Annotated in this window: 20 protein-coding genes; 11 read left to right on the forward strand and 9 right to left on the reverse strand. The window is 62.1% G+C overall.

The genetic code is table 11. The features are described from left to right. Positions 1–64 precede the first annotated feature (64 nt). The 3 genes from Thiofri_RS23280 (at position 65) to argA (ending at position 4,566) form a co-directional block, all read left to right on the forward strand. Complete coding sequence (locus tag Thiofri_RS23280) at positions 65–1,666, forward strand: sensor histidine kinase (RefSeq protein ID WP_009148940.1); 1,602 nt, start codon at positions 65–67, stop codon at positions 1,664–1,666. 62 nt (positions 1,667–1,728) lie between these two features. After that, positions 1,729–3,144, forward strand: a complete 1,416-nt coding sequence (locus tag Thiofri_RS23285) for a sigma-54-dependent transcriptional regulator (protein WP_009148941.1) — start codon at positions 1,729–1,731, stop codon at positions 3,142–3,144. Positions 3,145–3,183: 39 nt separating this feature from the next. Further along, entirely contained in the window at positions 3,184–4,566 is a 1,383-nt protein-coding gene (gene argA / locus Thiofri_RS23290) for an amino-acid N-acetyltransferase (RefSeq protein ID WP_009148943.1), read from the forward strand. Here argA and Thiofri_RS23295 read toward each other — a convergent pair. The 5 genes from Thiofri_RS23295 to Thiofri_RS23315 form a co-directional block, all read right to left on the reverse strand. Further along, positions 4,547–5,236: a transglycosylase SLT domain-containing protein gene (locus Thiofri_RS23295; protein WP_009148944.1), complete on the reverse strand. Its 690-nt coding sequence runs from the start codon at positions 5,234–5,236 to the stop codon at positions 4,547–4,549. The two genes, argA and Thiofri_RS23295, sit on opposite strands and share 20 nt — an antisense overlap. Continuing rightward, a complete protein-coding gene (locus Thiofri_RS23300) occupies positions 5,236–5,466 on the reverse strand; it encodes a DUF350 domain-containing protein (RefSeq protein WP_009148946.1) in 231 nt (76 codons plus the stop codon). The genes Thiofri_RS23295 and Thiofri_RS23300 overlap by 1 nt, the downstream gene beginning before the upstream one ends. 9 nt (positions 5,467–5,475) lie before the next feature. Beyond that, positions 5,476–6,429 carry an alpha-E domain-containing protein gene (locus Thiofri_RS23305; protein WP_009148947.1) on the reverse strand — a complete coding sequence of 318 codons (954 nt, stop codon included), beginning with the start codon at positions 6,427–6,429 and terminating at the stop codon, positions 5,476–5,478. 125 nt (positions 6,430–6,554) lie between these two features. Continuing rightward, positions 6,555–8,072 carry a circularly permuted type 2 ATP-grasp protein gene (locus Thiofri_RS23310; protein WP_009148949.1) on the reverse strand — a complete coding sequence of 506 codons (1,518 nt, stop codon included), beginning with the start codon at positions 8,070–8,072 and terminating at the stop codon, positions 6,555–6,557. Positions 8,073–8,165: 93 nt separating this feature from the next. Further along, positions 8,166–9,383 carry an endonuclease/exonuclease/phosphatase family protein gene (locus Thiofri_RS23315; protein ID WP_009148950.1) on the reverse strand — a complete coding sequence of 406 codons (1,218 nt, stop codon included), beginning with the start codon at positions 9,381–9,383 and terminating at the stop codon, positions 8,166–8,168. 57 nt (positions 9,384–9,440) lie between these two features. Here Thiofri_RS23315 and Thiofri_RS23320 point away from each other — a divergent pair, with 57 nt between their 5' ends. The 4 genes from Thiofri_RS23320 to ispG all read left to right on the forward strand — a co-directional run bounded on the left by Thiofri_RS23320 (position 9,441) and on the right by ispG (position 12,971). After that, positions 9,441–9,797 carry a hypothetical protein gene (locus Thiofri_RS23320; protein ID WP_009148952.1) on the forward strand — a complete coding sequence of 119 codons (357 nt, stop codon included), beginning with the start codon at positions 9,441–9,443 and terminating at the stop codon, positions 9,795–9,797. A 68-nt stretch (positions 9,798–9,865) separates the two neighbouring features. Continuing rightward, positions 9,866–10,705 carry a nucleoside triphosphate pyrophosphohydrolase gene (mazG, locus tag Thiofri_RS23325; protein ID WP_009148953.1) on the forward strand — a complete coding sequence of 280 codons (840 nt, stop codon included), beginning with the start codon at positions 9,866–9,868 and terminating at the stop codon, positions 10,703–10,705. Between the two features lie 91 nt (positions 10,706–10,796). Continuing rightward, on the forward strand, positions 10,797–11,690 hold the full coding sequence (locus tag Thiofri_RS23330; RefSeq protein WP_009148954.1) for a DUF4743 domain-containing protein: 894 nt from the start codon (positions 10,797–10,799) through the stop codon (positions 11,688–11,690). Between the two features lie 57 nt (positions 11,691–11,747). Further along, entirely contained in the window at positions 11,748–12,971 is a 1,224-nt protein-coding gene (ispG, locus tag Thiofri_RS23335) for a flavodoxin-dependent (E)-4-hydroxy-3-methylbut-2-enyl-diphosphate synthase (protein WP_009148955.1), read from the forward strand. Between the two features lie 162 nt (positions 12,972–13,133). Here the strand turns inward: ispG and hslU are convergent, their stop codons facing one another. Together hslU and hslV are read right to left on the reverse strand one after the other, a co-directional pair. Next, on the reverse strand, positions 13,134–14,465 hold the full coding sequence (hslU, locus tag Thiofri_RS23340) for an ATP-dependent protease ATPase subunit HslU (RefSeq protein WP_009148956.1): 1,332 nt from the start codon (positions 14,463–14,465) through the stop codon (positions 13,134–13,136). 21 nt (positions 14,466–14,486) lie between these two features. Next, complete coding sequence (gene hslV / locus Thiofri_RS23345; RefSeq protein ID WP_009148957.1) at positions 14,487–15,041, reverse strand: ATP-dependent protease subunit HslV; 555 nt, start codon at positions 15,039–15,041, stop codon at positions 14,487–14,489. Positions 15,042–15,201: 160 nt separating this feature from the next. Between hslV and Thiofri_RS23350 the strand changes: the two genes are divergently transcribed. The 3 genes from Thiofri_RS23350 to Thiofri_RS23360 are packed head-to-tail and all read left to right on the forward strand — an operon-like array spanning position 15,202 to position 18,108. Continuing rightward, the gene (locus Thiofri_RS23350; protein ID WP_009148958.1) at positions 15,202–16,005 is read left to right on the forward strand and encodes a (Fe-S)-binding protein; all 804 of its coding nucleotides are present in this window, start codon (positions 15,202–15,204) and stop codon (positions 16,003–16,005) included. Continuing rightward, positions 16,002–17,396, forward strand: coding sequence for a lactate utilization protein B (locus tag Thiofri_RS23355; RefSeq protein ID WP_009148959.1), 1,395 nt, complete (start codon positions 16,002–16,004; stop codon positions 17,394–17,396). The genes Thiofri_RS23350 and Thiofri_RS23355 overlap by 4 nt, the downstream gene beginning before the upstream one ends. Continuing rightward, on the forward strand, positions 17,389–18,108 hold the full coding sequence (locus Thiofri_RS23360) for a LutC/YkgG family protein (protein ID WP_009148960.1): 720 nt from the start codon (positions 17,389–17,391) through the stop codon (positions 18,106–18,108). The genes Thiofri_RS23355 and Thiofri_RS23360 overlap by 8 nt, the downstream gene beginning before the upstream one ends. A 71-nt stretch (positions 18,109–18,179) precedes the next feature. Here Thiofri_RS23360 and Thiofri_RS23365 read toward each other — a convergent pair whose 3' ends face one another. Both Thiofri_RS23365 and Thiofri_RS23370 read right to left on the reverse strand, forming a co-directional pair. Then, positions 18,180–19,247: a diguanylate cyclase domain-containing protein gene (locus tag Thiofri_RS23365; RefSeq protein WP_009148961.1), complete on the reverse strand. Its 1,068-nt coding sequence runs from the start codon at positions 19,245–19,247 to the stop codon at positions 18,180–18,182. A gap of 50 nt (positions 19,248–19,297) precedes the next feature. After that, a complete protein-coding gene (locus Thiofri_RS23370) occupies positions 19,298–19,789 on the reverse strand; it encodes an STAS domain-containing protein (RefSeq protein ID WP_009148963.1) in 492 nt (163 codons plus the stop codon). 701 nt (positions 19,790–20,490) lie between these two features. On the opposite strand from Thiofri_RS23370, the gene Thiofri_RS23375 reads away from it, so the two are divergent. Further along, on the forward strand, positions 20,491–21,117 hold the full coding sequence (locus Thiofri_RS23375; RefSeq protein ID WP_255324721.1) for a response regulator: 627 nt from the start codon (positions 20,491–20,493) through the stop codon (positions 21,115–21,117). The last annotated feature ends 63 nt before the right edge of the window (positions 21,118–21,180 follow it).

Here is a 21,180-nt window from a genome sequence, read left to right on the forward strand (position 1 = left end):
ACGTTCATAGTCCCGACCACCCAGGGTCATGAACCCGTGTGATTCACAGTAATGTTAAAAGCCAATGCAAGAGTCAACTGATTCAGCACCACCATCAAAAGCGCAGCCCCTGCATTCCCCGCAGGCGCTTGGCTGGTTGTTGTTCTATCGCCTTAGCCTGGCGCTGGCACTGATTGTGATTTTCTTCTATCCACAGACGCCGACCTGGCTCAGCGCCCATGGGGATCTGAGCATGGCACGGCTGCTGCTCAAGTTGCAAACCCTGTCGGTGCTGATTGGCGGCGCAATGATGCTGCTCGGGCGCCCCAAACCGGCACGGCAGATTGAACTCGCGATTTTTCTCGACCTGGTCTTCTACACCTTGCTCATGCATGTGAGCGGCGGCATTAGCACCGGGCTTGGGCTGATTCTGGCCATTGTGGTCGCCGCGGGCGCCACCACCCTCGAGGGCCGACTGTCGCTGCTATTCGCGGCGCTCGCGACCCTGGCGGTGATTTTCCAGCAATTTTATGCCGAACTCTACGCCAGCGCACCGACTGGCAACTATACCCAGGCCGGCCTGCTGGGGGTGACCTATTTCGCTGTGGCGCTGCTCGCTCATGTGCTCTCGCGTCGGCTGCATGAGACTGAGCATCTGGCCGCGCGGCGCCAGGTCGATCTGGCCGATCTGTCCAAGCTCAATGAGTTCATCATCCAGAGTATGTCCACCGGGGTGCTGGCGGTGACCGGCGACCGCAGCCTGCTGGTGCTGAACAATGCCGCCAAACGCCTGCTCGGTGTCGGCGAGACGCGCGACAAAGAGCAGCTCGAGCGCCTGTCCCCGGCACTCAATCGCTGGGTCGGCCAGGCCCTCGCCAGCGCCGGACCAAATGACGAGGTGCTCTCCCTCGGCGAGTATGAAGTCAGGCCGCGCTTGCAACGGCTGGATGATTTCCGCGCCGGCGGCGCACTGATCTTTCTTGACGATAACCGCCAGCTGATGCGCGAGGCACAGGAGATCAAGCTCGCCTCCCTCGGGCGGCTCACAGCCAGTATCGCGCACAATATCCGCAATCCGCTCTCGTCCATCACCCATGCCGGGCAGTTGCTGACCGAGGCCCAGAACAACGGACCGGAGGAGCAGCATTTGCTCAATATCGTGCGCCGCAATGCGCTGCGCATCGATGAAACCGTCACCAGCATTCTCGAGCTATCGCGGCGCGACCAGCCGCAGCCGCAGCGGCTCGACCTCGGCGCCTGGCTGCGCGAATTCCGCGATGAATACACAGCTGGCAACCGCATCGACCCCGATGCACTGCGCCTGCACCTGCCAGAAGAGCCCATCAGCGTCAGCCTGGACCCGCGTCATTTCGGCCAGGTGTTGCGCAACCTGTGCGAGAACGCCTTCCTCCACGGCCATGCCGAAAGCGAGCCGACTCGTGTCGATATCCGCCTGACGCGCGTGCCAGACAGCAACACCCTGCATTTAGCAGTGGTCGATAATGGCCCCGGGGTACTGATTCAGCATGTGTCGCATCTGTTCGACCCCTTCTTCACCACCGCCAGCACCGGCACCGGGCTTGGGCTCTACACCGCCCGCGAGCTATGCGAAGCCAATGGCCTGCGTTTGGAGTATAGTGATCAGCCTCCGCCGGGCGCCCATTTCCGCGTGATTTTGCCGATCTGACTCCATCCGCCGCATCCGGTCCCAGAATTTCTTCCCAAGAACCCACGTCCAGAAACCGTCCGATGCCCAAGGCCGCTGCCAAGTCAAAAGCCCGCGCGCTGGTTGTCGATGACGAACCCGATATTCTCGACCTGGTGCGCATCACCCTCGCGCGCATGGGGCTCGAGGCCCAGTGCGTTGGCACCCTGAAAGCCGCGCGCCAGGCGCTGGCCGCGGACCGCTTCGACTTCTGCCTGACCGACATGCGCCTGCCCGATGGCGATGGCACCGATCTGGTACGCCATGCCAGCGCGAGCTGTCCCGAGATGCCGGTGGCCATGGTCACGGCCTATGGCAACATGGAATCGGCGGTCGCCGCGATGAAAGCCGGCGCTTTTGACTTCGTCTCCAAACCCCTCGACCTGCGAGTGCTGCGCGAGCTGGCCGCCGCCGCCCTGCGCGCGCGCGGTCGCGCAACCGACAGCCTAAACACCAGCGACGGCCCTCAGACCAAACTCATTGGCGAATCACCGCAAATTCTTGAGCTGCGCACACTCATCGCCAAGCTCGCACGCAACCAGGCGCCGGTGTTCATCAGCGGCGAGAGCGGCACCGGCAAAGAGCTGGCTGCCAGCCTGATTCATCAGCTCGGCCCGCGCGCCGACCAGCCCTTTGTGCCGGTCAACTGCGGCGCCATTCCGGCCGACCTGGTCGAAAGCGAGCTCTTCGGCCATCGCAAGGGCAGCTTCACCGGCGCAACCAGCGACAAACCGGGGCTGTTCCAGGCCGCTCAGGGCGGCACCCTGCTGCTCGATGAAATCGCCGACCTGCCGCTGCCCATGCAGGTGAAACTGCTGCGCGCCATCCAGGAGAAAAGCGTGCGCCCGGTCGGCGCCGCCAAGGAGGTACCGGTGGATGTGCGCATCATCAGCGCCAGCCATCTGAATCTGGCCGATGCCGTCGCGCGCGGCGCCTTTCGCCAAGATCTCTTCTACCGCATCAACGTCATCGACCTGCATTTGCCACCCCTGCGCGAACGCACTGGCGACATCCCGATGCTGGTCGCGCATCTGCTGCCGCGCATTGCCGCAGAATCTGGTAGCCCGGCCGAATCACTTGCCGACGACGCCATGGCCGCGCTCTGCAACTACGCCTTTCCCGGCAATGTGCGCGAACTTGAAAACATCCTTGAGCGCGCGAGCGCCTTGTGCGAATCAAGCGTCTTGACCGCCGCTGATCTGCGCCTGCCCGACCTCCAGCAGACGCCTGCGGCCATGAGCAGCCATCCCTCCGCCGCCGCGCCACTGGCCAGTGCGCCGCCAACGGCCCAGCGTCCGCTTGCCGAACGCCTCGATGCCATCGAAAAGCCGCTCCTGCTCGACGCCCTGCAACAAAGTGATCAGAATCCCGAACTTGCCGCCGCGCGACTCGGCCTGTCGCCGCGCTCCTTGCGATTGCGCCGCGCCCGACTGGGGCTGGCGCCCGACGATGCAACTTAAGGCACTTGAACCTCTGCCACAACTTCAGCCCAATCCGAGATGACCAATCCCCACTTAGGCCCCGAAGCCCAGTTTGCCAACGCCGTTGAGACCAGCAGCGATCCTGGCATCAGCAACCCAGGCGACCCCTTCGTCGCCTGGTTCCGCCAGTGCACGCCCTACGTCCACGCCCATCGCGACCGCACCTTCGTCATCTGCTTTGGCGGCGAGGCCATCGCCGACCCCGGCTTTCCCAACCTTGTACACGATTTTGCCCTGCTGCACGGTCTTGGCATTCGCCTGGTGCTGGTGCATGGCGCGCGCCCGCAAATCGAACAGCGCTTGGCGCGCCAAGGTGCGCAGATGCGCTACCTAAAGGGGCTAAGGGTCACCGACGAGCCCGCGCTCGCTTGCGTTAAGGAGGCCGCCGGGGTCGCGCGGGTGGAGATCGAGGCACTACTGTCGCTCGGTCTGGCCAATTCGCCCATGGCTGGAGTGCGCATCCCGGTCGCCTCCGGCAACTTTGTCACCGCCCGCCCGCTTGGCGTACTCAATGGGGTCGACTACCAGCACACAGGCGCGGTGCGGCGCATCGACCGTGCCGCCCTGCGCCAGCGCCTAGAGGCCAAAGCGGTGGCTCTGATTCCACCGCTGGGCTACTCGCCGACCGGCGAGGTCTTCAACCTGAGCGCGGCCGATGTCGCTTGCTCCACCGCCGTGGGCTTAAGCGCTGATAAGCTGATTTTTCTGCTCGAACCCGGCTGGCTGAATCCGGTTCTCGGCGCCCAACTGCCACTGACCGAGGTCGATCAACTGCTCACCAACAACCAAGACCTACCGGAAGAAACCGCCGCCGTGCTGCGCGCCAGCCGCGAGGCCTGCCGCCGCGGCATCCGCCGGGTGCATTTGATTGAGCGCGCGCGCGACGGCGCCCTGCTGCGCGAACTCTTCACCCGCGATGGCAGCGGCACCTTGATTTCCAGCGAATCTTTCGAGGAACCGCGCCCAGCGCGCCTGGACGACGTGGCCGGCATCCAGGAACTGCTCGCCCCGCTTGAACGCAAAGGCCTGCTGGTCAGTCGCTCGCGCGAGCGACTGGAAAGCGACATCGGGCAGTTTCAGATCACCGAGCAAGACGGCACCATTTTGTCCTGCGCCGCGCTCTTTCCCTACTTGGAAGCGGGACTCGGCGAACTGGCCTGCGTGGCAGTGCATGGCGAGTATCGTGGCTCCGGGCGCGGCGATCGCATGCTCGCGCACATGGAACAGCTCGCGCGCCAGCGAGGACTCAAGGGCATCTTCGTGCTCACCACCCAGACCGCACATTGGTTTCGCGAACGCGGTTTCGAACCTGCCGGACTGGAGGTGCTGCCCCAGGCCAAGCGCGCGAACTACAAACCCGAGCGCAATTCGCAGATCTACCTCAAGAACTTCGAGGATTAGCACGACCTGCGGGTAAAGAAAGCCGACCAGCGTCTTTTTGTATCAGTCCACGCTGATCCAGGTTGGCCTGGAGGTCAAAGGCCGGGTGCATCAGGCGCTGAATTTTCTTGACATACTCGCGTGTTTCCTCCGGCACATAGGGCGCAAGCTGTCGCCAGGGCAGGACTTTCCCAGCCTTGCCCCCAGCCCGGCGATAGGCCTTGCTAACCCGACCAAAGCCGGCGTTATAACTGGCGAAGGTATAGAGCAAATGCTCATCGCCATGACCAATACGCTTGCGCCAGCGCTCAAAGAGATAGCGGTTGTAGAAGATGCCAGCGGCGATGTTCCAGCGCGGGTCGTGAAGGTTGGTAAAGGCGGGGTTATCGCCTTGAATCTCTTTGAAGGTGCTTGGCAGAATCTGCATCAAGCCGGTCGCGCCGCTTGGGTTATAGGCACCCGGGCGCAGCCTGGACTCAGCAATGGCCTGCGCTTTAAACCAGCGCCAGTCAAAACCAGGCCCAAAGTAGCGCTTGGAATACTTGCGAAAATCGGCATCGTAGTTGTCGGTCCAACGCGCATGGCCGACATGACCCAAACCCGCAGCTGCAAACGCCAGAGTTGGCACCAACACCAGCGCCAATGCCGGAGCCAGACTCCGAGCCCAAAAACCAAAACCGCGACCGGACATCAGTTCAGCGCCATGCCGATCACCAGCCCCAGGGTAAGCCCGACGCCGATGAAAATGCCCATGATCGCCAGCCCCACCGCCTGATTGCCGCGCGCGAGTTCGGCCTTGACGTTGCAACCCAAGGAACTGGCAAAAAGCTTAAAGCCCAGCCACATGAATACCAGCGTCATCACCCCGCCAATAAAGGCGTAGGCAAAGTTCAAAACAGCCGGGTCGAGCGAATCGGTCATGGAGCTCTCCTAACTGTCTTCGGCAGCCGGGGGCTCCGGCAGCGGCAGGAACCATATAGTGGCGATTTCCTGATGCAGTTGGGCGATACCGTCCTGGAGTTCATCGACAAAGTCGTGCAACTCGATATGACTGAGTGACTCCAGTTGCACGGCATCGAGGCTGCGCGCCAAGCGCCCGAGGGTGCGCAGGGCTGGGTCGCTCTGCGGCAAGCGCTCAAGCCCAGTGCGCACGGTTTCCATACAGTAGCGCACCGCACGCGGGAAGCTGTCGCTGTGAAAAATGAAACGGAGCACCGGGCCGCGTTGCACCCGGATCTGCTCGCTACGCCGATACATCTGATAGGCGGTCAGGGATTTGAGCACGCTCACCCACTGAATGGTGTCGAAGGGACGCAGTTCATCGGCCTCGGGCAGCAAAGTGCCGGAACGCACGTCGGCAATGCGCGAGGTCATGTCGGCGCGCTCAAGGTAGCGACCCAGCAGCAAGAACTCATAGCCCTGGTCGTGCAGCATGGTGCCGTCAAGCAGGCCGTTCAAGCCCTGCACCGAGGCGATCAGCTCGCGCAGGTAGCGATGGCGGCCGCTTTTGGTCGACCCCTCCTGAAGGTGATCGCTGGCGAACAGATAGAGGCCGTTGAGTTGCTCCCATGCTTCTCGTGGCACGATGTCGCGGATGGTGCGGCAGTTCTCACGCGCGGCCGTCAGCGCCGAGATGATGGAACCGCCGTGGCGGCGATCACCCAACAAAAAACGCACCACTTGGCGCTCACCGTAGTCCTTGTTGTGCTCCTCAAATAGCTCGTTGGCGCCGGAGATGTCGATCAGTGGCTTCCAGCCGGGGGCAATGCCGCGCGGCAGATCGAGCAGCAGATTGGCATTAACGCTGACCAGGCGCGCCGTATCTTCGACGCGCTCGATATAGCGGGCCAGCCAGTAAATGTTCTCGGCGACGCGCGATAACATAGGTGCAATCCTTCGGGCCAGTTTGAGGCCCCATTAAAGCGGCCCAGTTCAGAGCCAGTTCAGAGCCAGTTCAGATCCGGTTCAGATCCGGTTCCGTTCTGGCACAGACCAGATTCAGGCCGCAGTTAGTCTTGAGTCTGCGACTGCCGCTCGGCGGCATCCCGGCTTGAGGCCATGGGTTCGCCGGGTACGTCCTCGGAGACAACCCAAGTGTCCTTGCTGCCGCCACCCTGGGAGGAGTTCACCACCAGCGAGCCCTTGCGCAGCGCTACCCGGGTGAGTCCGCCGGTGGTCACCTGCTGGCGATCCGCAGACAGAATGAAAGGCCGCAGGTCGACATGGCGCGGCTCAATGCCTTTCTTGACCACAGTGGGGACTGTAGAAAGCTTGAGCGTTGGCTGCGCGATGTAGTTGCGCGGGTCTTTTTTGATGGCCTCGGCAAAGACCTCGCGTTCCGCCGCGGTGGAGGCTGGTCCGACCAGCATGCCGTAGCCGCCAGATTCGTTCGCCGGCTTGACCACCAATTCGTGGAGATGGGCGAGCACGTATTTGAGAGCATCGGGCTCCATGCAGCGATAGGTCGGGACGTTCGGGATAATGGGGTCTTGGTCGAGATAATAGCGGATGATCTCGGGCACAAAGGCATAAACGACCTTGTCATCGGCCACGCCAGCACCGGGCGCATTGGCCAGGGCAACATTGCCGGCCTTCCATGCGCGCATCAGCCCCGGCACGCCCAGGGCGGAATCAGGCCGGAAGGCCTCGGGGTCGAGAAAGAGATCATCAACACGGCGGTAGATCACATCAACCCGCGCGGGGCCGTCGATGGTGCGCATGTAGCAGCAGTCGTCATCGTCGACAAACAAATCCCGTCCCTCGACCAACTCGGCGCCCATTTGTTGGGCGAGGTAAGAATGCTCGAAGTAGGCAGAATTGTAGATGCCGGGCGAGAGCACCACGACCTCGGGGTAATCCGCCGGACGCGGAGAAAGCGCCGCCAGGGTATCGAAAAGCTGGGAGGGATAGTCGTCGACCGGCAGCGGGGCATAGTGCTCGAAAATCTCCGGTAGCACGCGCTTAGTGACCATCCGATTCTCAAGCATGTAGGACACGCCTGAGGGCACGCGCAAATTGTCCTCGAGCACATAGATAGTGCCATCGGCATCGCGCACTAGGTCGGAGCCGCAGACATGAGCCCAGATGCCAAGCGGTGGATTGACCCCCATGCATTGCTCGCGGAAATTGACCGATTTGGCCAAAACCTCGCGCGGGAAAACGCCGTCTGTGATGATTTTCTGTTCGTGGTAAAGGTCGTCGATAAAGAGATTGAGCGCCAGCACCCGCTGCTTGAGGCCAGCCTCGACCCGCTGCCATTCCCGCAGCGGGATCACGCGGGGCACCACATCAAAGGGCCAGGCGCGGTCGATGGCGCCGCCTTCCTCGGAATACACGGTGAAGCTGATGCCCATCTCCTTGATGGACACATCAGCGGCCTCTTGGCGCGCGGCAAGTTCCTCGCCGCCCAGAGCCCCAATGTCCGCTAACAGGGTGCGGGCAATCTCGCGCGGCTCTCCGGGTGCCGCGACCAGCTCATCATAGAAGCCGTCGCTGGCGTACTCTGTCCAATCGATCTCATGGCTCATGTGTCAAGGTTATGTTGTTGCAGTTAGAACCGTGACTATTGTTTTACGTGAGCGAGCGCAAAAGTTCAAATGGCTTTCGCTGACGATGACCTCTCAGGACGCTTTGGGCAGGCGCAATTGCAGGCGCAGCGGATGATGATCCGAGAGCGCAGCCGCGGGGTAGTCGAGGGCCTGGTAGCTGCCACGCCGCACCCAGGCACCAGCGGTTGCATCAAACACCAGGTGGTCGATGGCGTAAGGGAATTTCTTGTTGTAGGGAAACGGAAAAGGCTGACCGGCATTCGCCAGCACTAGGCGCGCGTCCGGGGCAGCTTTGGTCGAGCCACGAATACAGCGCCGCCCGTAGTCCTCGTCCGGCTCCCAACGGCAGATCTCGCCATCGGCGATGTCATTCCAGAAGTGATCGTTGGGCTGGTCGAGTTGGCGATTGAAATCCCCCAGCACGGCAAACGCCTCGCCGCGCGCGATCCTGGCGTCCATCCATTCTTCCAGAATGCCACGCTGGCGGCGCAGGGTCAGGCACTGGCTGCGGCGGATAGGTTGGCGATCCTCGAGCGCGCCCCAGGCGCAGCCAGACTTGAGATGCACCGAGAGCACTTGCAGCACTGGCTTTCCGCCGTCGGCGCGCGTCAGCGTAATCCAGGTGCCATAGCGGCGCCCGGCGACACCCAGGGCGCTAAAATCCGGCTGGCGCTCGTACTCCAAACCCAGCGCAGCCAGGCGCTCGCGATGGATGGCGAAGCCGGTGCGCTGCGCGGTCAGCCTCTGCCCGCTTTGCCCGCGACACTTGTGCGCGCGCTCCTCATGCCGGCGGGAGATGACCAGATCGTATTGCGACGGGTCAAACACCCGCGCCAGAGCGACGACATTCTCGACCTCCTGCACCGCAATCAGGGTCGCATCCAACCGCTCGGCCTGGGCACGCAAAGCGCGATACTCCGCCGGTTTGCGCGGCCGACAGCCAGCGCCATCGTCGGCCGCCAAGTGCTCAAGGTTCCAGGTTGCGAGCACCAGATCGCGACTGGCATCCGCCGGTTTCGCACAGCCGCCCGTGGCGAGCGCCGCCAACAACACCATAGCAAGCCAGTCTCGCCCATGAGCGGCGCGCACTGACCAGGCGCCCCATGCGCTCGCGACGCGAGCTGGTGATTTGGGGTATTCTTGGTTGTTCAAAGCAGATTCCGGATCAGCGGGTTGCAGTAGCGACCCCATTTGCCCGGGCGTGCCCCGGGCTATCCTAACGCTCATGGTCACGGCCACCCCGGCGGATAAAGCCCGTTGTTTCACGGTAAAGACGGTGCATGATGCCATGCAGTCCTATGCTCCTGCACGCCCATTGCTGGTGGATCACGACGCTCCCTGACTCCGATGCGCTTTATTTTAATCCTCATCGCTACGCTCTGGGGCCTGGGTGCGCTGCTTGCTTTCGCGCTAACCGCCCGCAAGAGCGCTGAAGCCAAGGCAACAGCAGCCTATTTCGGATTCTGGCCAGCGGCGGCCTTTTTGCTCTACGTCAGCCAACCGACGCCTTTATGGATTGCGGTGCCGGTTGTCTTCGGCTTTATCCCCTGGTTTCTGTCGGGGCCGCATTTGTGGATGGTGCTTTATTATCCGCACTCGGCCCGCCCGGACGAGATCGCCGGCATCCCCAAAGCTTACTGGGCCTGGGGTGGCCTCGCCTCCGTGCTGCTGGGTGCGCTGGCAGAAGTCCTGCTGCGACCTTAGATTAACCCCCTAAATATTCTATCCGCTGATTCGATTCAGTTAACCCATCAACGACGGCCCGCGATCGCATGACAGATACCGCCAAGCTCAACGCCATCGACTCCCGCCTTGCCGACCGCCGCCAGATCGATGCTCTGCTTGCCATTGTCGCGCGCCTGCGCGACCCCGAGCACGGCTGCCCCTGGGATCTGAAGCAGACCTTCGCCTCCATCCTGCCCTACACGCTAGAAGAGGCTTACGAGGTTGCGGAATCCATCGAACTCGATGACATGAACGAACTGCGCGAGGAACTGGGCGACCTGCTGTTTCAGGTGGCCATCTATGCGCGCATGGCCGAGGAGAAAGGCTACTTTGAGTTCGCCGATGTGGTCGAAGCAATCGCCGAGAAAATGCTTCGCCGCCATCCGCATGTTTTTGGCGATAAGGACTTTTCCTCCGAGGAGGAAGCCCGCGCGAGCTGGGAGGCAATCAAGGCCGCCGAGCGCCGCGCCAAGGGCGAGCGCGAGCATATCAGCGTGCTCGAGGGCGTTGCCCAGGCACTGCCGGCCCTGGTACGGGCTGAGAAACTGCAAAAACGCGCAGCCCATGTCGGCTTCGACTGGGACGAGCTTGACGGCGTGGTCGATAAAGTGCGCGAAGAACTGCAGGAATGCGAGGAAGCCGTTGCCGAAGGCGATAGCTTTAACGCCCGAGTCCATGAGGTGGGCGATCTGCTGTTTTCCTGCGTCAATTTGGCTCGGCATCTCGGCGTAGATGCCGAGCAAGCACTACGCGCGGCCAATCATCGTTTCGAGCGGCGCTTTCATCGCGTCGAGGTCTGTCTGCGTGCCGCTGGAGTGGAACCCGCACCCGAGCAACGCGAGCGCATGGAGCGCTTGTGGGAGACAGTCAAAAGCGAGGAACGCTGATGCGCCGGATCATCACTTTTACAATAGGCACAACGGGCACAACTGGGGCAATGATGGCAACGCGCGTGCGCGAGGGCATGAGGCGGCCGCGATGCGCTTTCTAGACCACATCGACGCCTGCAATCGCTGGACTCGGCCCGACTTTCTGCCCTGGGGAATGGCGGGAGAGATCCTCGGCTGGGTGCGACCGCCCTTTGCCGAACAAATAGTCGCCGCTAGCACGGCGCTTAAGTCCCAAAGTCGCTCCGGCTTCGCACTGGAACACTTCGGGCCAGGATTAGAGGTTCTGTCCTGGCGCGTCACGGATCTCGACCCAAGCGCGCGCGACGACCAACTCGCGCACATCTGCCAGCAACTGCACGAACAGAACATCCTGCCCGCACCGCAGGGAGAGCGCTATCCAGTCACACCCGGGCGGCGTGATCAAGCCAGATGCAGCATCGACCGCGCCTATGCGCCCTACTTTGGCACCCGCGCCTTCGGCCAGCACCTCAATGGCTACGTGCGCGGCCGCAACGGCCTTGAGCTATGGGTAGCAAGACGCGCGGCGGATCGTCGAAACTACCCCAATCGGCTCGATAACATGGTTGCCGGTGGCCTGCCCCATGAGGCGGATTTGCGCGAGAATCTGCGCAAGGAATGCTTCGAGGAAGCCGGCCTGAGTGCCGAGATTGCCGACAGTGCCGTACCCGTCGGCGCCATCAGCTATTGTCGCGCGACCCGCGCCGGGCTCAAGCCGGACATCATGTACTGCTATGATCTTGAGCTGCCGGCAGAGTTAACCCCCGTCTGCACCGATGGCGAAGTCGCCGCTTTCGAACGCTGGCCGGTCGAACGGGTGATGAACACCGTGCGCGAGACCGATGAATTCAAGCTGAACTGCAACCTGGTCATCATCGATTTCCTGATTCGTCATGGCTACATAACGCCAGATGACCCCGACTACTTCGAGCTGGTGCGACGCTTGCGCTCGCCCTTGCCGTAACGCCAGCCCACGCCCCCTGAACACCAACTACCAGCCACTCACGACTAGCCACTGCCCATGAACCAGATCCAACGCCGCCACAGTCTTCCCGTGCGCATTGGCAACATCGTCGTTGGCGGCGATGCGCCCGTGCGCGTCCAGTCAATGACCAATACCGACACGGCTGATATTGACAGCACAGTCACCCAGGTGGCCGAGCTGGCCCGCGCCGGCTCCGAGCTGGTGCGCCTAACCGTCAACAACGAATCGGCCGCTGCTGCGGTGCCAACAATCCGCGACGCCCTGGCCGCCAAGGGCGTGGAAGTCCCTCTAATCGGGGATTTCCACTTCAACGGCCACCGGCTACTCAGCGACTATCCCGCCTGCGCCGAGGCGCTGGCCAAGTACCGCATCAACCCCGGCAATGTCGGTCGTGGCGAGAAAAAAGACAGCCAGTTCGCCACCATGGTCGAAATCGCCTGCCGCTATGATCGCCCGGTGCGCATCGGGGTGAACTGGGGCAGCCTCGACCCCGAGCTGGTCGCGCGCATGATGGACGAGAATGCCAAATCCGCCGCACCCAAGCCGGCCGAGGAGATGATGATCGAGGCCATGGTCGAATCCGCCCTCGGCAGCGCGCGGCGCGCCGAGGAACTGGGCCTGGCGCGCGATCATATTATTCTCTCCTGCAAAATGAGCGGCGTGCAGGATCTCATCCGCGTCTATCGCGCCTTGGCGCCGCGCTCGGATCATGCCCTGCATCTGGGGCTAACCGAGGCCGGCATGGGCTCCAAAGGCATCGTCGCCTCCACCGCCGCGCTCTCGGTGCTGCTGCAAGAAGGCATTGGCGACACCATTCGCGTATCGCTGACACCCGAGCCTGGCGAGTCGCGTTCGCGCGAGATCATCGTCGCGCAGGAGATTCTGCAAACCATGGGCCTGCGCCCCTTCGTGCCCATGGTGGCCGCCTGCCCCGGCTGCGGGCGCACCACCAGCACGGTGTTCCAGGAACTCGCGCGCGACATCCAGGCATACTTGCGCGAGCAAATGCCCAGCTGGCGTGAGCGCTACCCGGGTGTGGAGCAGATGCAGGTGGCCGTAATGGGCTGCGTGGTCAATGGCCCAGGGGAGAGCAAACATGCCAACATCGGCATCAGCTTGCCCGGAACTGGCGAGCAGCCCTCAGCGCCGGTGTTTATCGACGGGGAGAAAGCAACGACGCTCAAAGGCGCCGATATTGCCGCGCAGTTCAAGCACATGGTGGATGACTACGTCATCGGCCACTACGGCCGGAATGCTTAGCGCTGATGGGTCCTGCCATCCCAAAGGCTCAGTCCTTGGAACTAGGTTGCGCTGATAAGATCCCGGCCATCCCAAAGGCTCAGTCCTTGGAATGCAGGTTGCGCTTATAGACCCAGCCATCCCAAAGGGTTCATCCTTTGGGAGTCAGGGTAGCGCCTGCGATCACAGAATGTACTGTGAGAGATCCTCGTCCGCCGCCAATTCGCCCAGGTTCTGCTCCACATAGGCGGCGTTTACATCGATGGTGACGCGGTCCAGCTCGGAGGCGTTGTAGGACACATCCTCAAGCAGTCGCTCCATCACGGTTGCCAGGCGCCGCGCACCGATGTTCTCTGAGCGTTCGTTCACCTGCCAGGCAATCTCGGCGATGCGGCTGATGCCGTCCTCGGTGAAGTCGAGTGTCACGCCCTCGGTGCCGAGCAGCGCGCGATATTGCTCAGTCAGGGATTCGTTCGGCTCGGTCAGGATGCGGATAAAATCCTCGGTGGTCAGCGCCTGGAGTTCCACCCGGATCGGCAGGCGGCCCTGAAGCTCGGGGATGAGATCCGAGGGGCGCGCGAGATGAAAGGCGCCCGAGGCGATAAAGAGAACGTGATCGGTCTTCACCATGCCGTATTTGGTCGAAACGGCACAGCCTTCAACCAGCGGCAGCAGGTCGCGCTGCACCCCTTCGCGTGAGACATCGGCGCCCATGGTCTCAGAGCGCTTGGTGACCTTGTCGATTTCATCAAGAAACACAATGCCGTTCTGCTCGACATTCTCTAGCGCGCGCAGCTTCATTTCTTCTTCGTTCACCAGCTTGGCGGCTTCCTCGTCGCCCAGCACCTTGCGTGCGTCACAAATGCGCATTTTGCGCCTTTTGGTGCGCTCTGAGCCGAGGTTCTGGAACAACCCCTGAAGCTGGTTGGTCATTTCCTCCATGCCGGGCGGCGCGACAATTTCCACCCCCATGGGCGAGAGATTGACCTGAATTTCAATCTCGCGCTCGTCGAGTTCGCCAGCGCGTAATTTGGTGCGAAACTTCTCGCGCGTAGCAGAGCTGGTGGCGCCGGACTGGCTTTCCTGGTCAAAGTTGGAGGGCGGTGGCAGCAGGGCATCAAGGATCCGCTCCTCGGCGGCGGCCTCGGCGCGCTCGCGGTTGCGCTCCATTTCCTGCTCGCGCTCCATCTTGACCGAGATGTCGGCAAGATCCCGCACGATTGATTCAACATCCCGCCCAACATAGCCCACCTCGGTGAACTTGGTCGCTTCCACCTTGAGGAAGGGCGCATTGGCGAGCCTGGCCAGACGGCGTGCAATCTCGGTTTTGCCCACGCCAGTCGGGCCGATCATCAGAATATTTTTGGGCGTGATCTCCGAGCGCATGGGCTCTTCGATCTGCGCGCGACGCCAGCGGTTGCGCAGCGCAATGGCGACCGCGCGCTTGGCCTGGTGCTGGCCGATGATGTGTTTATCAAGCTCTTCAACAATGCGTTGGGGGGTAATGTCGGACATTTGGTAGTCAGCTGTGCGGGTTTAGGGGTCAGGTGTGTCGGCGCTGAGTTCTTCCAGTACCAGGTTATGATTGGTATAGATGCAGATATCGGCCGCGATGGACAAGGCACGCTCGACAATTTCGCGCGCGCTGAGTTCGGTATGCTCAAGCAGCGCGCGCGCGGCTGACTGGGCGAAGGCACCGCCAGAGCCAATCGCCATCAGGTCCTGCTCAGGCTCGATCACATCGCCGGTGCCAGAAATAATCAAGGATGACTTGGTATCCGCCACGCACAGCATGGCCTCAAGGCGGCGCAGCATGCGGTCGGTGCGCCAGTCTTTCGCCAGCTCCACCGCCGAGCGCACCAAGTGCCCCTGATGTTTCTCAAGCTTGCCCTCGAAACGCTCAAACAGGGTGAAGGCATCGGCTGTGGCGCCAGCAAAACCGGCCAGCACATTTTCTTTGTAGAGCCTGCGTACTTTGCGCGCATTGCCCTTCATCACCATCTGCCCGAGCGAGACCTGGCCATCGCCGCCGATGACCACCTGCCCGTTGCGGCGGACCGATAAAATCGTTGTTCCTTGGAGCTGCTGCATGAAAATAACGTCCGCGTTCTTCTGGCGCTGCCGGGCATCGTCAGGAGCCGGCAGCGGCGGGAAAATCTGGCTGGCCAAAGACCGACCGAAACCGGCATTCTACCTGTCTCGGCGACAGCTTGCCGCTGTGATTGCGAAGGTTACCGCGAGAAATCATTGAATGCTTAAGAAGCCTTTGACGGTCATTTTTTTCGGCACCTGCCTAGTCAACAGCCTGGCGCCGCAGGCGGGACTGGCAGCCATGCGCCTGCTGGAACTCACCGGTGCGCGGGTGCGCTATCCGCGCAGCCAAAGCTGCTGCGGGCAGCCGGCTTATAACGCGGGTTTTGATCAGCAGGCGCGTCTGGTGGCGCGCGCGCAGCTTGATGCCCTAGATGGCACTGAGCCGATCATTGTGCCCTCAGCCTCCTGCGCGGCCATGTTTCGGCACGACTATCCGCGCCTGTTCGCCGACACCCCAGGCCAGGCGCAAGACCAGGCGCGTGCCGAAAAACTGGCCGCGCGGGTGTTCGAGCTCTGCGACTGGCTGGCACGGTTACCAGACCTTCGCTTTACGGATCATGGAGCGCCCATCCGCGTCGTCTTGCATCAGTCCTGCTCGGCACGGCGCGCACTTGGCGTGGCGGAGCAGGCCCGCGCGCTGCTTGCGCGGCTGGCCGGGGTCGAGGTGGTCGAACCCGAGCGCGCGACCGACTGCTGTGGCTTTGGCGGCAGCTTCGCGGTCAAGCAGCCAGAGATTTCGGCGGCCATGACCGCCGACAAAGCCGAGGCGCTGCTGGCGACCGGCGCTTCGGTACTGATCAGCCAGGATCTCGGCTGCCTGACCAGTCTCGATGGCTATCTGCGCCGACTGGGCGCGGAGATCAAGGTCCAGCACATCGCCGAGCTTCTGTGGCAGCGGGTCACGCCGCCCGAACTGGCGACGCCAGAGCCTGATGCTCGGGCCAAGGGGAGAGCAGCATGAGTAGTCCGCTGCGACAGCGTTTCCGCCAGGCGCTTGCGCGCGAGCCGGCGCGAGGAAACATCGCCCGCGCCATGAGCGGACTGGTGGCAAAACGTCGCGCCGCCTTTCCCGACCCCGCTGCGCTGGAGGCGCTGCGCGACCAGGGCCAGGCCATTCGCGACCAGGCGCTGGACAATTTGCCCGATCTGCTGCAAGAGCTCGAGGCAAAGTGCACCGCCAATGGCATCCGCGTGCATTGGGCGCGCGCGGCTGAGGAGGCCAATGCCCAGGTGCTTGAGATTGTCCGCGCCACTGGCGCCGATGCCGTACTCAAGGGCAAGTCCATGGTGAGCGAGGAAATCGGCCTGAACGCCGCCCTGGCCGAGGCCGGCATCGAGGCGCTGGAGACTGATCTCGGCGAGTGGATCATCCAGCTGGCAGGCGAGGCACCATCCCATATCGTCGCCCCGGCGGTGCATCTCGACCGCCGCGAGGTGGCCGCCCGCTTTCGTGCGCATTTTCCCGATCTGGACTTTGGCGAAGACATCACCGATCTGACCGCCCTTGCACGTCGGCTGCTGCGGGAGCGATTCGCGCAAATGCGCATTGGCATCAGCGGAGTCAATTTTCTGGTTGCCGAAACAGGCACACTCTGTCTTGTCGAAAACGAAGGCAACGGCCGACTCTGCACCACCCTGCCCGAGGTGCATATCGCCATCACCGGCATAGAGAAGGTCATCGCCCGGCTCGATCAGCTCCCACCGCTGCTGCGGCTGCTGACGCGCGGCGCCACCGGGCAGCCGATCACCACCTATGTGAATCTGATCACTGGTCCGCGCCGAGCCGACGAGCGTGACGGACCGCGCGACCTGCATCTGATTCTGCTCGACAACGGTCGTGCGCGCCTGCAAGCCGACCCCGAACTGCGTGCCACCCTGCGCTGCATCCGCTGCGGCGCCTGCATGAATCACTGCCCGGTCTATTCCCGGGTGGGCGGGCACGGCTACGGCACTGTCTATCCCGGCCCGCTCGGCGCCGTACTGGAACCGCGTCTGCATGGGCTCGCGCTGCAAGGCGAGCTGGCCGAAGCCTCCAGCCTGTGCGGCGCCTGCGCCGAGGTCTGCCCGGTGCGCATTCCGCTGCCACAACTCATCCGCCGCGTGCGGCTTGATCGCGCACGAATCGCCTCGAGCGGGCGCGCTCAGGGCCGGCTGTGGTCACTCTGGGCAAGTATTCAGGCGCATCCGGCGCGCACCCGAGCCTTCAACCGCGCCCTAGCCCTGCTGTCACCCCTGATCAATCCCGCACTGCGCTGGTTGCCAAGCCCCTGGACCCGCACCCGCGAGCCACCCAACCTGGCCCGCCAGACGCTGGCCGAACTGGCCCGACAGGAGGGCTTTCGCGATGACTGAAGCGCGCGAGCAGATCCTCGGTCGGCTGGTCGCCGCACCGGCTGGGCAAAAAAGCAAATCGACGAGCAGCAGTGACTCAAAAGAAATCAGTGAAGAGTCTTCTGCACTCACTCCCGGCAAAGAGAATACTCAGAACGACCTGGAGACCTTCTGCCGCGCTCTCACCGCCGTGCATGGCGAAGTCCATCGCGTCGGCGCCGACTGGCCGGCTCAAATCGCTGCGACCCTGGCTAGCGCCGGCGTGGAACACCTGTGGTACGGCGCGGATGGCCCCCTCGGCGCCGAGCTGCGCAGCGGCTGGCCAGCACGCGACACAGGGAACGGACCGGGCGGCCCCATCCCCAAGCTGCGCCCCTTTGCCGACCCCATCGAATCCTGCCGCCAAGCCCTCTTCGCCGAGCACGGCGCTGGCTTTACCAGCGCGCTTGGCGCCATTGCCGAGACGGGCACCCTGATCCTCTGGCCCGGTCCAAGCGAGCCGCGCACCCTGTCGCTAGTGCCTGAGGTGCATTGCGTGCTGCTTGAGCGGTCCTGCATCGCGCCGACGCTGGAAGACTGGATGACGGCCTTTTGTCAGCAACCGGATCATGCACCCCTGCCCACCAATCTGCTACTGGTGACAGGCCCGTCAAAATCCGCCGACATTGAACAGACCCTGACGCTCGGCGTCCATGGACCCAAGCGGCTAGTGGTGTTCGTCTTGGATTCCTAAGGCTCCAAAATCCAATCGACACCTGGCACAGCGATCTATAACGCCACGCGAGGACTCGAGCCGCTCGAAAGTCATGTGCCCGCGCCAGCACCAGCCATGACCTGACCAGGCTGCTCGGTCTGCGCATCCTCCGAGATGCACACCCGGTCTCGCCCCGAGAACTTGGCCGCATAGAGCGCTTGATCCGCTGCCTCGAACAACGCCTTCGCCTGACGAATGTCAGATTCCAGCGAACCAGTCGACTCGGCAGCGACCAGGGAACTCTTTGATGCGGTTGGGATGAGACTGGTCGCGCCTATGCTCAGGGTAATATAAGGCGCCGCTCCCGAGTACTCATGCAGGATAGTCAGTGCCCGCACGGCGGCGGCGCTCTTCTCAGCCAGCGCGACAGTATCCGCAAGCGAACTGCCGGGAAGCAAGATGGCAAATTCCTCTCCCCCATAACGCGCCACCATGTCGCCCGCGCGTGTCACGGTTGCGGCAAGCCGCTGGGCAACCTTACGCAGACAGGCATCTCCCCGCACATGCCCATAGTGGTCGTTGTAGGCTTTGAAATAATCAATATCAGCCATCACAAGCCCTAGCGGCTGCTGCTGTCGTCCGGCGCGCCGCCATTCCTGGCTAAGACGCAGACCCAGTGCCCGCCGGTTGGCAAGATCGGTCAGTGGATCTCGGTTGCTGAGCCGCAGCAGGCGGTCTTTCTGCGCCTTGAGCTTGAGATGCAGACCAACCCGCGCGCGCACTAACGGAGGATTAATCGGCTTGCTCAGAAAGTCGCTGGCGCCAACTTCCAGGGCCAGCAACTCGCTGTCGCAATCCATTGCGGCGGTGACGAAAATCACCGGAATTTCCGGATGCTCGCGTTGCATGACCCGGCAGACTTCAAAGCCATCCATCTCTGGCATCTTCGCATCGAGCAGTACCAGATCGAAGGGGTCGCGATCCATGCGTTGCAACGCCTCCTTGCCGCTGGTGGCGAACCTTAAATCCCCAATGCCTTCAAGCGCCGCATGCAGCACCCGAATCGCGATTGCCTCATCATCGACAATCAGGACCCGCGGACGGACACTCTCACGCGTCACTCCGCCAGCAAAACGGGCGAAATCTTCCTGCGGCGCAAATTGGGTTGCAAGATTCATTTTATCCTTCCCCAAAAGGCAAGCACCGAGACTCCACGGTGCGTCGATACTCAAGTCCATCGGAAGTGGTAAAGAATCCCGGCACGCGCCAGACGGCAGTAAACCCTGGGCCCGCAATTGGCCAGAAGAATCCGCTCTCGCAGATACCCGGCATGGTGATTGAGCAGCAAGAGCAGCGCCATACCAGAATCAAACACCTTTTCCGTCGCGGCCAGATCGACCACCAGGGTTCGCGGCCTAACCTTCAGGAGTGTTTCAATCGCCTGACGGAAGAGCGCAATGAGCCTGAGATCGAGCTGCTCGCCAAGGCGCACGACCAGGGTGTTTGATTTCCTGTTCCATGCCAGCTGCCCGCCCATCACAATGTCACCTTGATGGTGACGGCGCTCCCCTTGCGGCTCCGGACTCGGCAACCACTGCGGCTCGCTCAGGCTGAGCGGCTGGCCGGGAATGTCGTCGCGGGTAAAGGTGCCTGGCCTCCTCCCTGATGCCTCTGCAACCGCCGGGCACCACGCGCTGTTCAAAGGATTCTCAAGCTTCATCGTTACCTCCAGTATCAATGGACAAGATCCCCCGGCGCCCCATCTCTGAGCGCTGGCGTTAGTAGGGGTAATTATCCGGTCAAGCACTCCGAATGTTGATCGGGGAACGCCTGATCCTTGACTCCGGAATACTCACCCACACGCGTCAGGAGCGCCCAACAGACCGAGCCGTCCTTGGAATTCTGTGCCTGCAAGCTAAAGTATTGGCGACAACCTGCACTTTGGTGATAGGCGAAGCGCTGCCCTTTGAGTCAGGCATTTTCCCCGACCAACACCTAGGTCATTGCTGACCAGACCAAGCCCTAAGCGGCTGATTTTATGCAGCCCCACAATTTCGGATGATGAAAAAATCAGGCTTTCCCTTAGGCATCGCCGACGCATGCGGCAAATACGTGTTCTGTTTAGGAGCTATAATGGAAGGGTTGACATCGATAAAGCGTGCTCGACGAAACCTCTGATCAGGGTTTCCCGAGGGTGGAATTCAGGGGACGACGCATTGCCTGATGCGCTTGGAATTGCTTTTTTAAAAGAACCATAAAAATGGCTTTGAGCTCATTGATAGCCAAGTGCCAAAGATGATCGCCAAAGGGTCAAGACCCGCGGGACAAGCCACCATGCAAGCCAAGTCACCCCTAGCGTCCCATGCCGCCTCGCCAAGCCATTCAGTGATCGCAAAGAGCAATGCGCGACGCGTTCTGATAGTGGACGATCATCCTCTTGTGCGCGCTGGTCTCTCGACGGTGATTAACCAGGAGCCGGATCTTTATGTTTGTGGAGAGGCGGGCACCGCCCACGATGCTCTGGACCTTGTTCGACACACGCAAGCGGACATTGTGATCGTGGACCTGACGCTTCCCGACGGCACTGGGCTGGACCTGGTCAAGCGATTGGCCAAGCTACCGGGGTGCCCGCGCCTGCTGGTCTGCTCTATCCACGAGGAAGCGCTATTCGCCGAGCGTGCGCTCGCCGCCGGGGCCAGCGGCTACATCCACAAGGCGGAGGCGACCACCTTGGTGGTGACAGCGATCCGGAAAGTCCTCTCTGGCAGCAGTTACTTGAGCGAAAACGTCACCCAGACCCTGCTGCACCAATTATCTGGCCGCCCAGCCAAAGACAGCAAAGGTTCCGTCGAGAATCTCACGCCACGCGAACTCCAAGTGTTCATGCTGATCGGGAAATGCCTGAGTGCCTCCAAGATCGGCGAACAGCTTCATTTGAGCGTCAAAACCATTGAAACCCATCGCGCGAAGATCAAACGCAAGCTCAACCTTGCAACCAGCGGTGAGCTGACACGCTACGCTGTGCAGTGGGTACTGGAACAACACTGAGACCTGACTGGGATTTCCTTGTACACTGGTCTGAGACACCCCGGTTATTTCAGGTCGATTCCA

The organism is Thiorhodovibrio frisius (genome assembly GCF_033954835.1).
In the GTDB taxonomy this organism is placed as follows: domain Bacteria; phylum Pseudomonadota; class Gammaproteobacteria; order Chromatiales; family Chromatiaceae; genus Thiorhodovibrio; species Thiorhodovibrio frisius.

Coding starts and splice junctions, on each gene's coding strand:
- Thiofri_RS23280 (WP_009148940.1), top strand. CDS start 65: ATGCAAGAGTCAACTGATTCAGCACCACCATCAAAAGCGCAGCCCCTG.
- Thiofri_RS23285 (WP_009148941.1), top strand. CDS start 1,729: ATGCCCAAGGCCGCTGCCAAGTCAAAAGCCCGCGCGCTGGTTGTCGAT.
- argA (WP_009148943.1), top strand. CDS start 3,184: ATGACCAATCCCCACTTAGGCCCCGAAGCCCAGTTTGCCAACGCCGTT.
- Thiofri_RS23295 (WP_009148944.1), bottom strand. CDS start 5,236: ATGTCCGGTCGCGGTTTTGGTTTTTGGGCTCGGAGTCTGGCTCCGGCA.
- Thiofri_RS23300 (WP_009148946.1), bottom strand. CDS start 5,466: ATGACCGATTCGCTCGACCCGGCTGTTTTGAACTTTGCCTACGCCTTT.
- Thiofri_RS23305 (WP_009148947.1), bottom strand. CDS start 6,429: ATGTTATCGCGCGTCGCCGAGAACATTTACTGGCTGGCCCGCTATATC.
- Thiofri_RS23310 (WP_009148949.1), bottom strand. CDS start 8,072: ATGAGCCATGAGATCGATTGGACAGAGTACGCCAGCGACGGCTTCTAT.
- Thiofri_RS23315 (WP_009148950.1), bottom strand. CDS start 9,383: ATGGCATCATGCACCGTCTTTACCGTGAAACAACGGGCTTTATCCGCC.
- Thiofri_RS23320 (WP_009148952.1), top strand. CDS start 9,441: ATGCGCTTTATTTTAATCCTCATCGCTACGCTCTGGGGCCTGGGTGCG.
- mazG (WP_009148953.1), top strand. CDS start 9,866: ATGACAGATACCGCCAAGCTCAACGCCATCGACTCCCGCCTTGCCGAC.
- Thiofri_RS23330 (WP_009148954.1), top strand. CDS start 10,797: ATGCGCTTTCTAGACCACATCGACGCCTGCAATCGCTGGACTCGGCCC.
- ispG (WP_009148955.1), top strand. CDS start 11,748: ATGAACCAGATCCAACGCCGCCACAGTCTTCCCGTGCGCATTGGCAAC.
- hslU (WP_009148956.1), bottom strand. CDS start 14,465: ATGTCCGACATTACCCCCCAACGCATTGTTGAAGAGCTTGATAAACAC.
- hslV (WP_009148957.1), bottom strand. CDS start 15,041: ATGCAGCAGCTCCAAGGAACAACGATTTTATCGGTCCGCCGCAACGGG.
- Thiofri_RS23350 (WP_009148958.1), top strand. CDS start 15,202: ATGCTTAAGAAGCCTTTGACGGTCATTTTTTTCGGCACCTGCCTAGTC.
- Thiofri_RS23355 (WP_009148959.1), top strand. CDS start 16,002: ATGAGTAGTCCGCTGCGACAGCGTTTCCGCCAGGCGCTTGCGCGCGAG.
- Thiofri_RS23360 (WP_009148960.1), top strand. CDS start 17,389: ATGACTGAAGCGCGCGAGCAGATCCTCGGTCGGCTGGTCGCCGCACCG.
- Thiofri_RS23365 (WP_009148961.1), bottom strand. CDS start 19,247: ATGAATCTTGCAACCCAATTTGCGCCGCAGGAAGATTTCGCCCGTTTT.
- Thiofri_RS23370 (WP_009148963.1), bottom strand. CDS start 19,789: ATGAAGCTTGAGAATCCTTTGAACAGCGCGTGGTGCCCGGCGGTTGCA.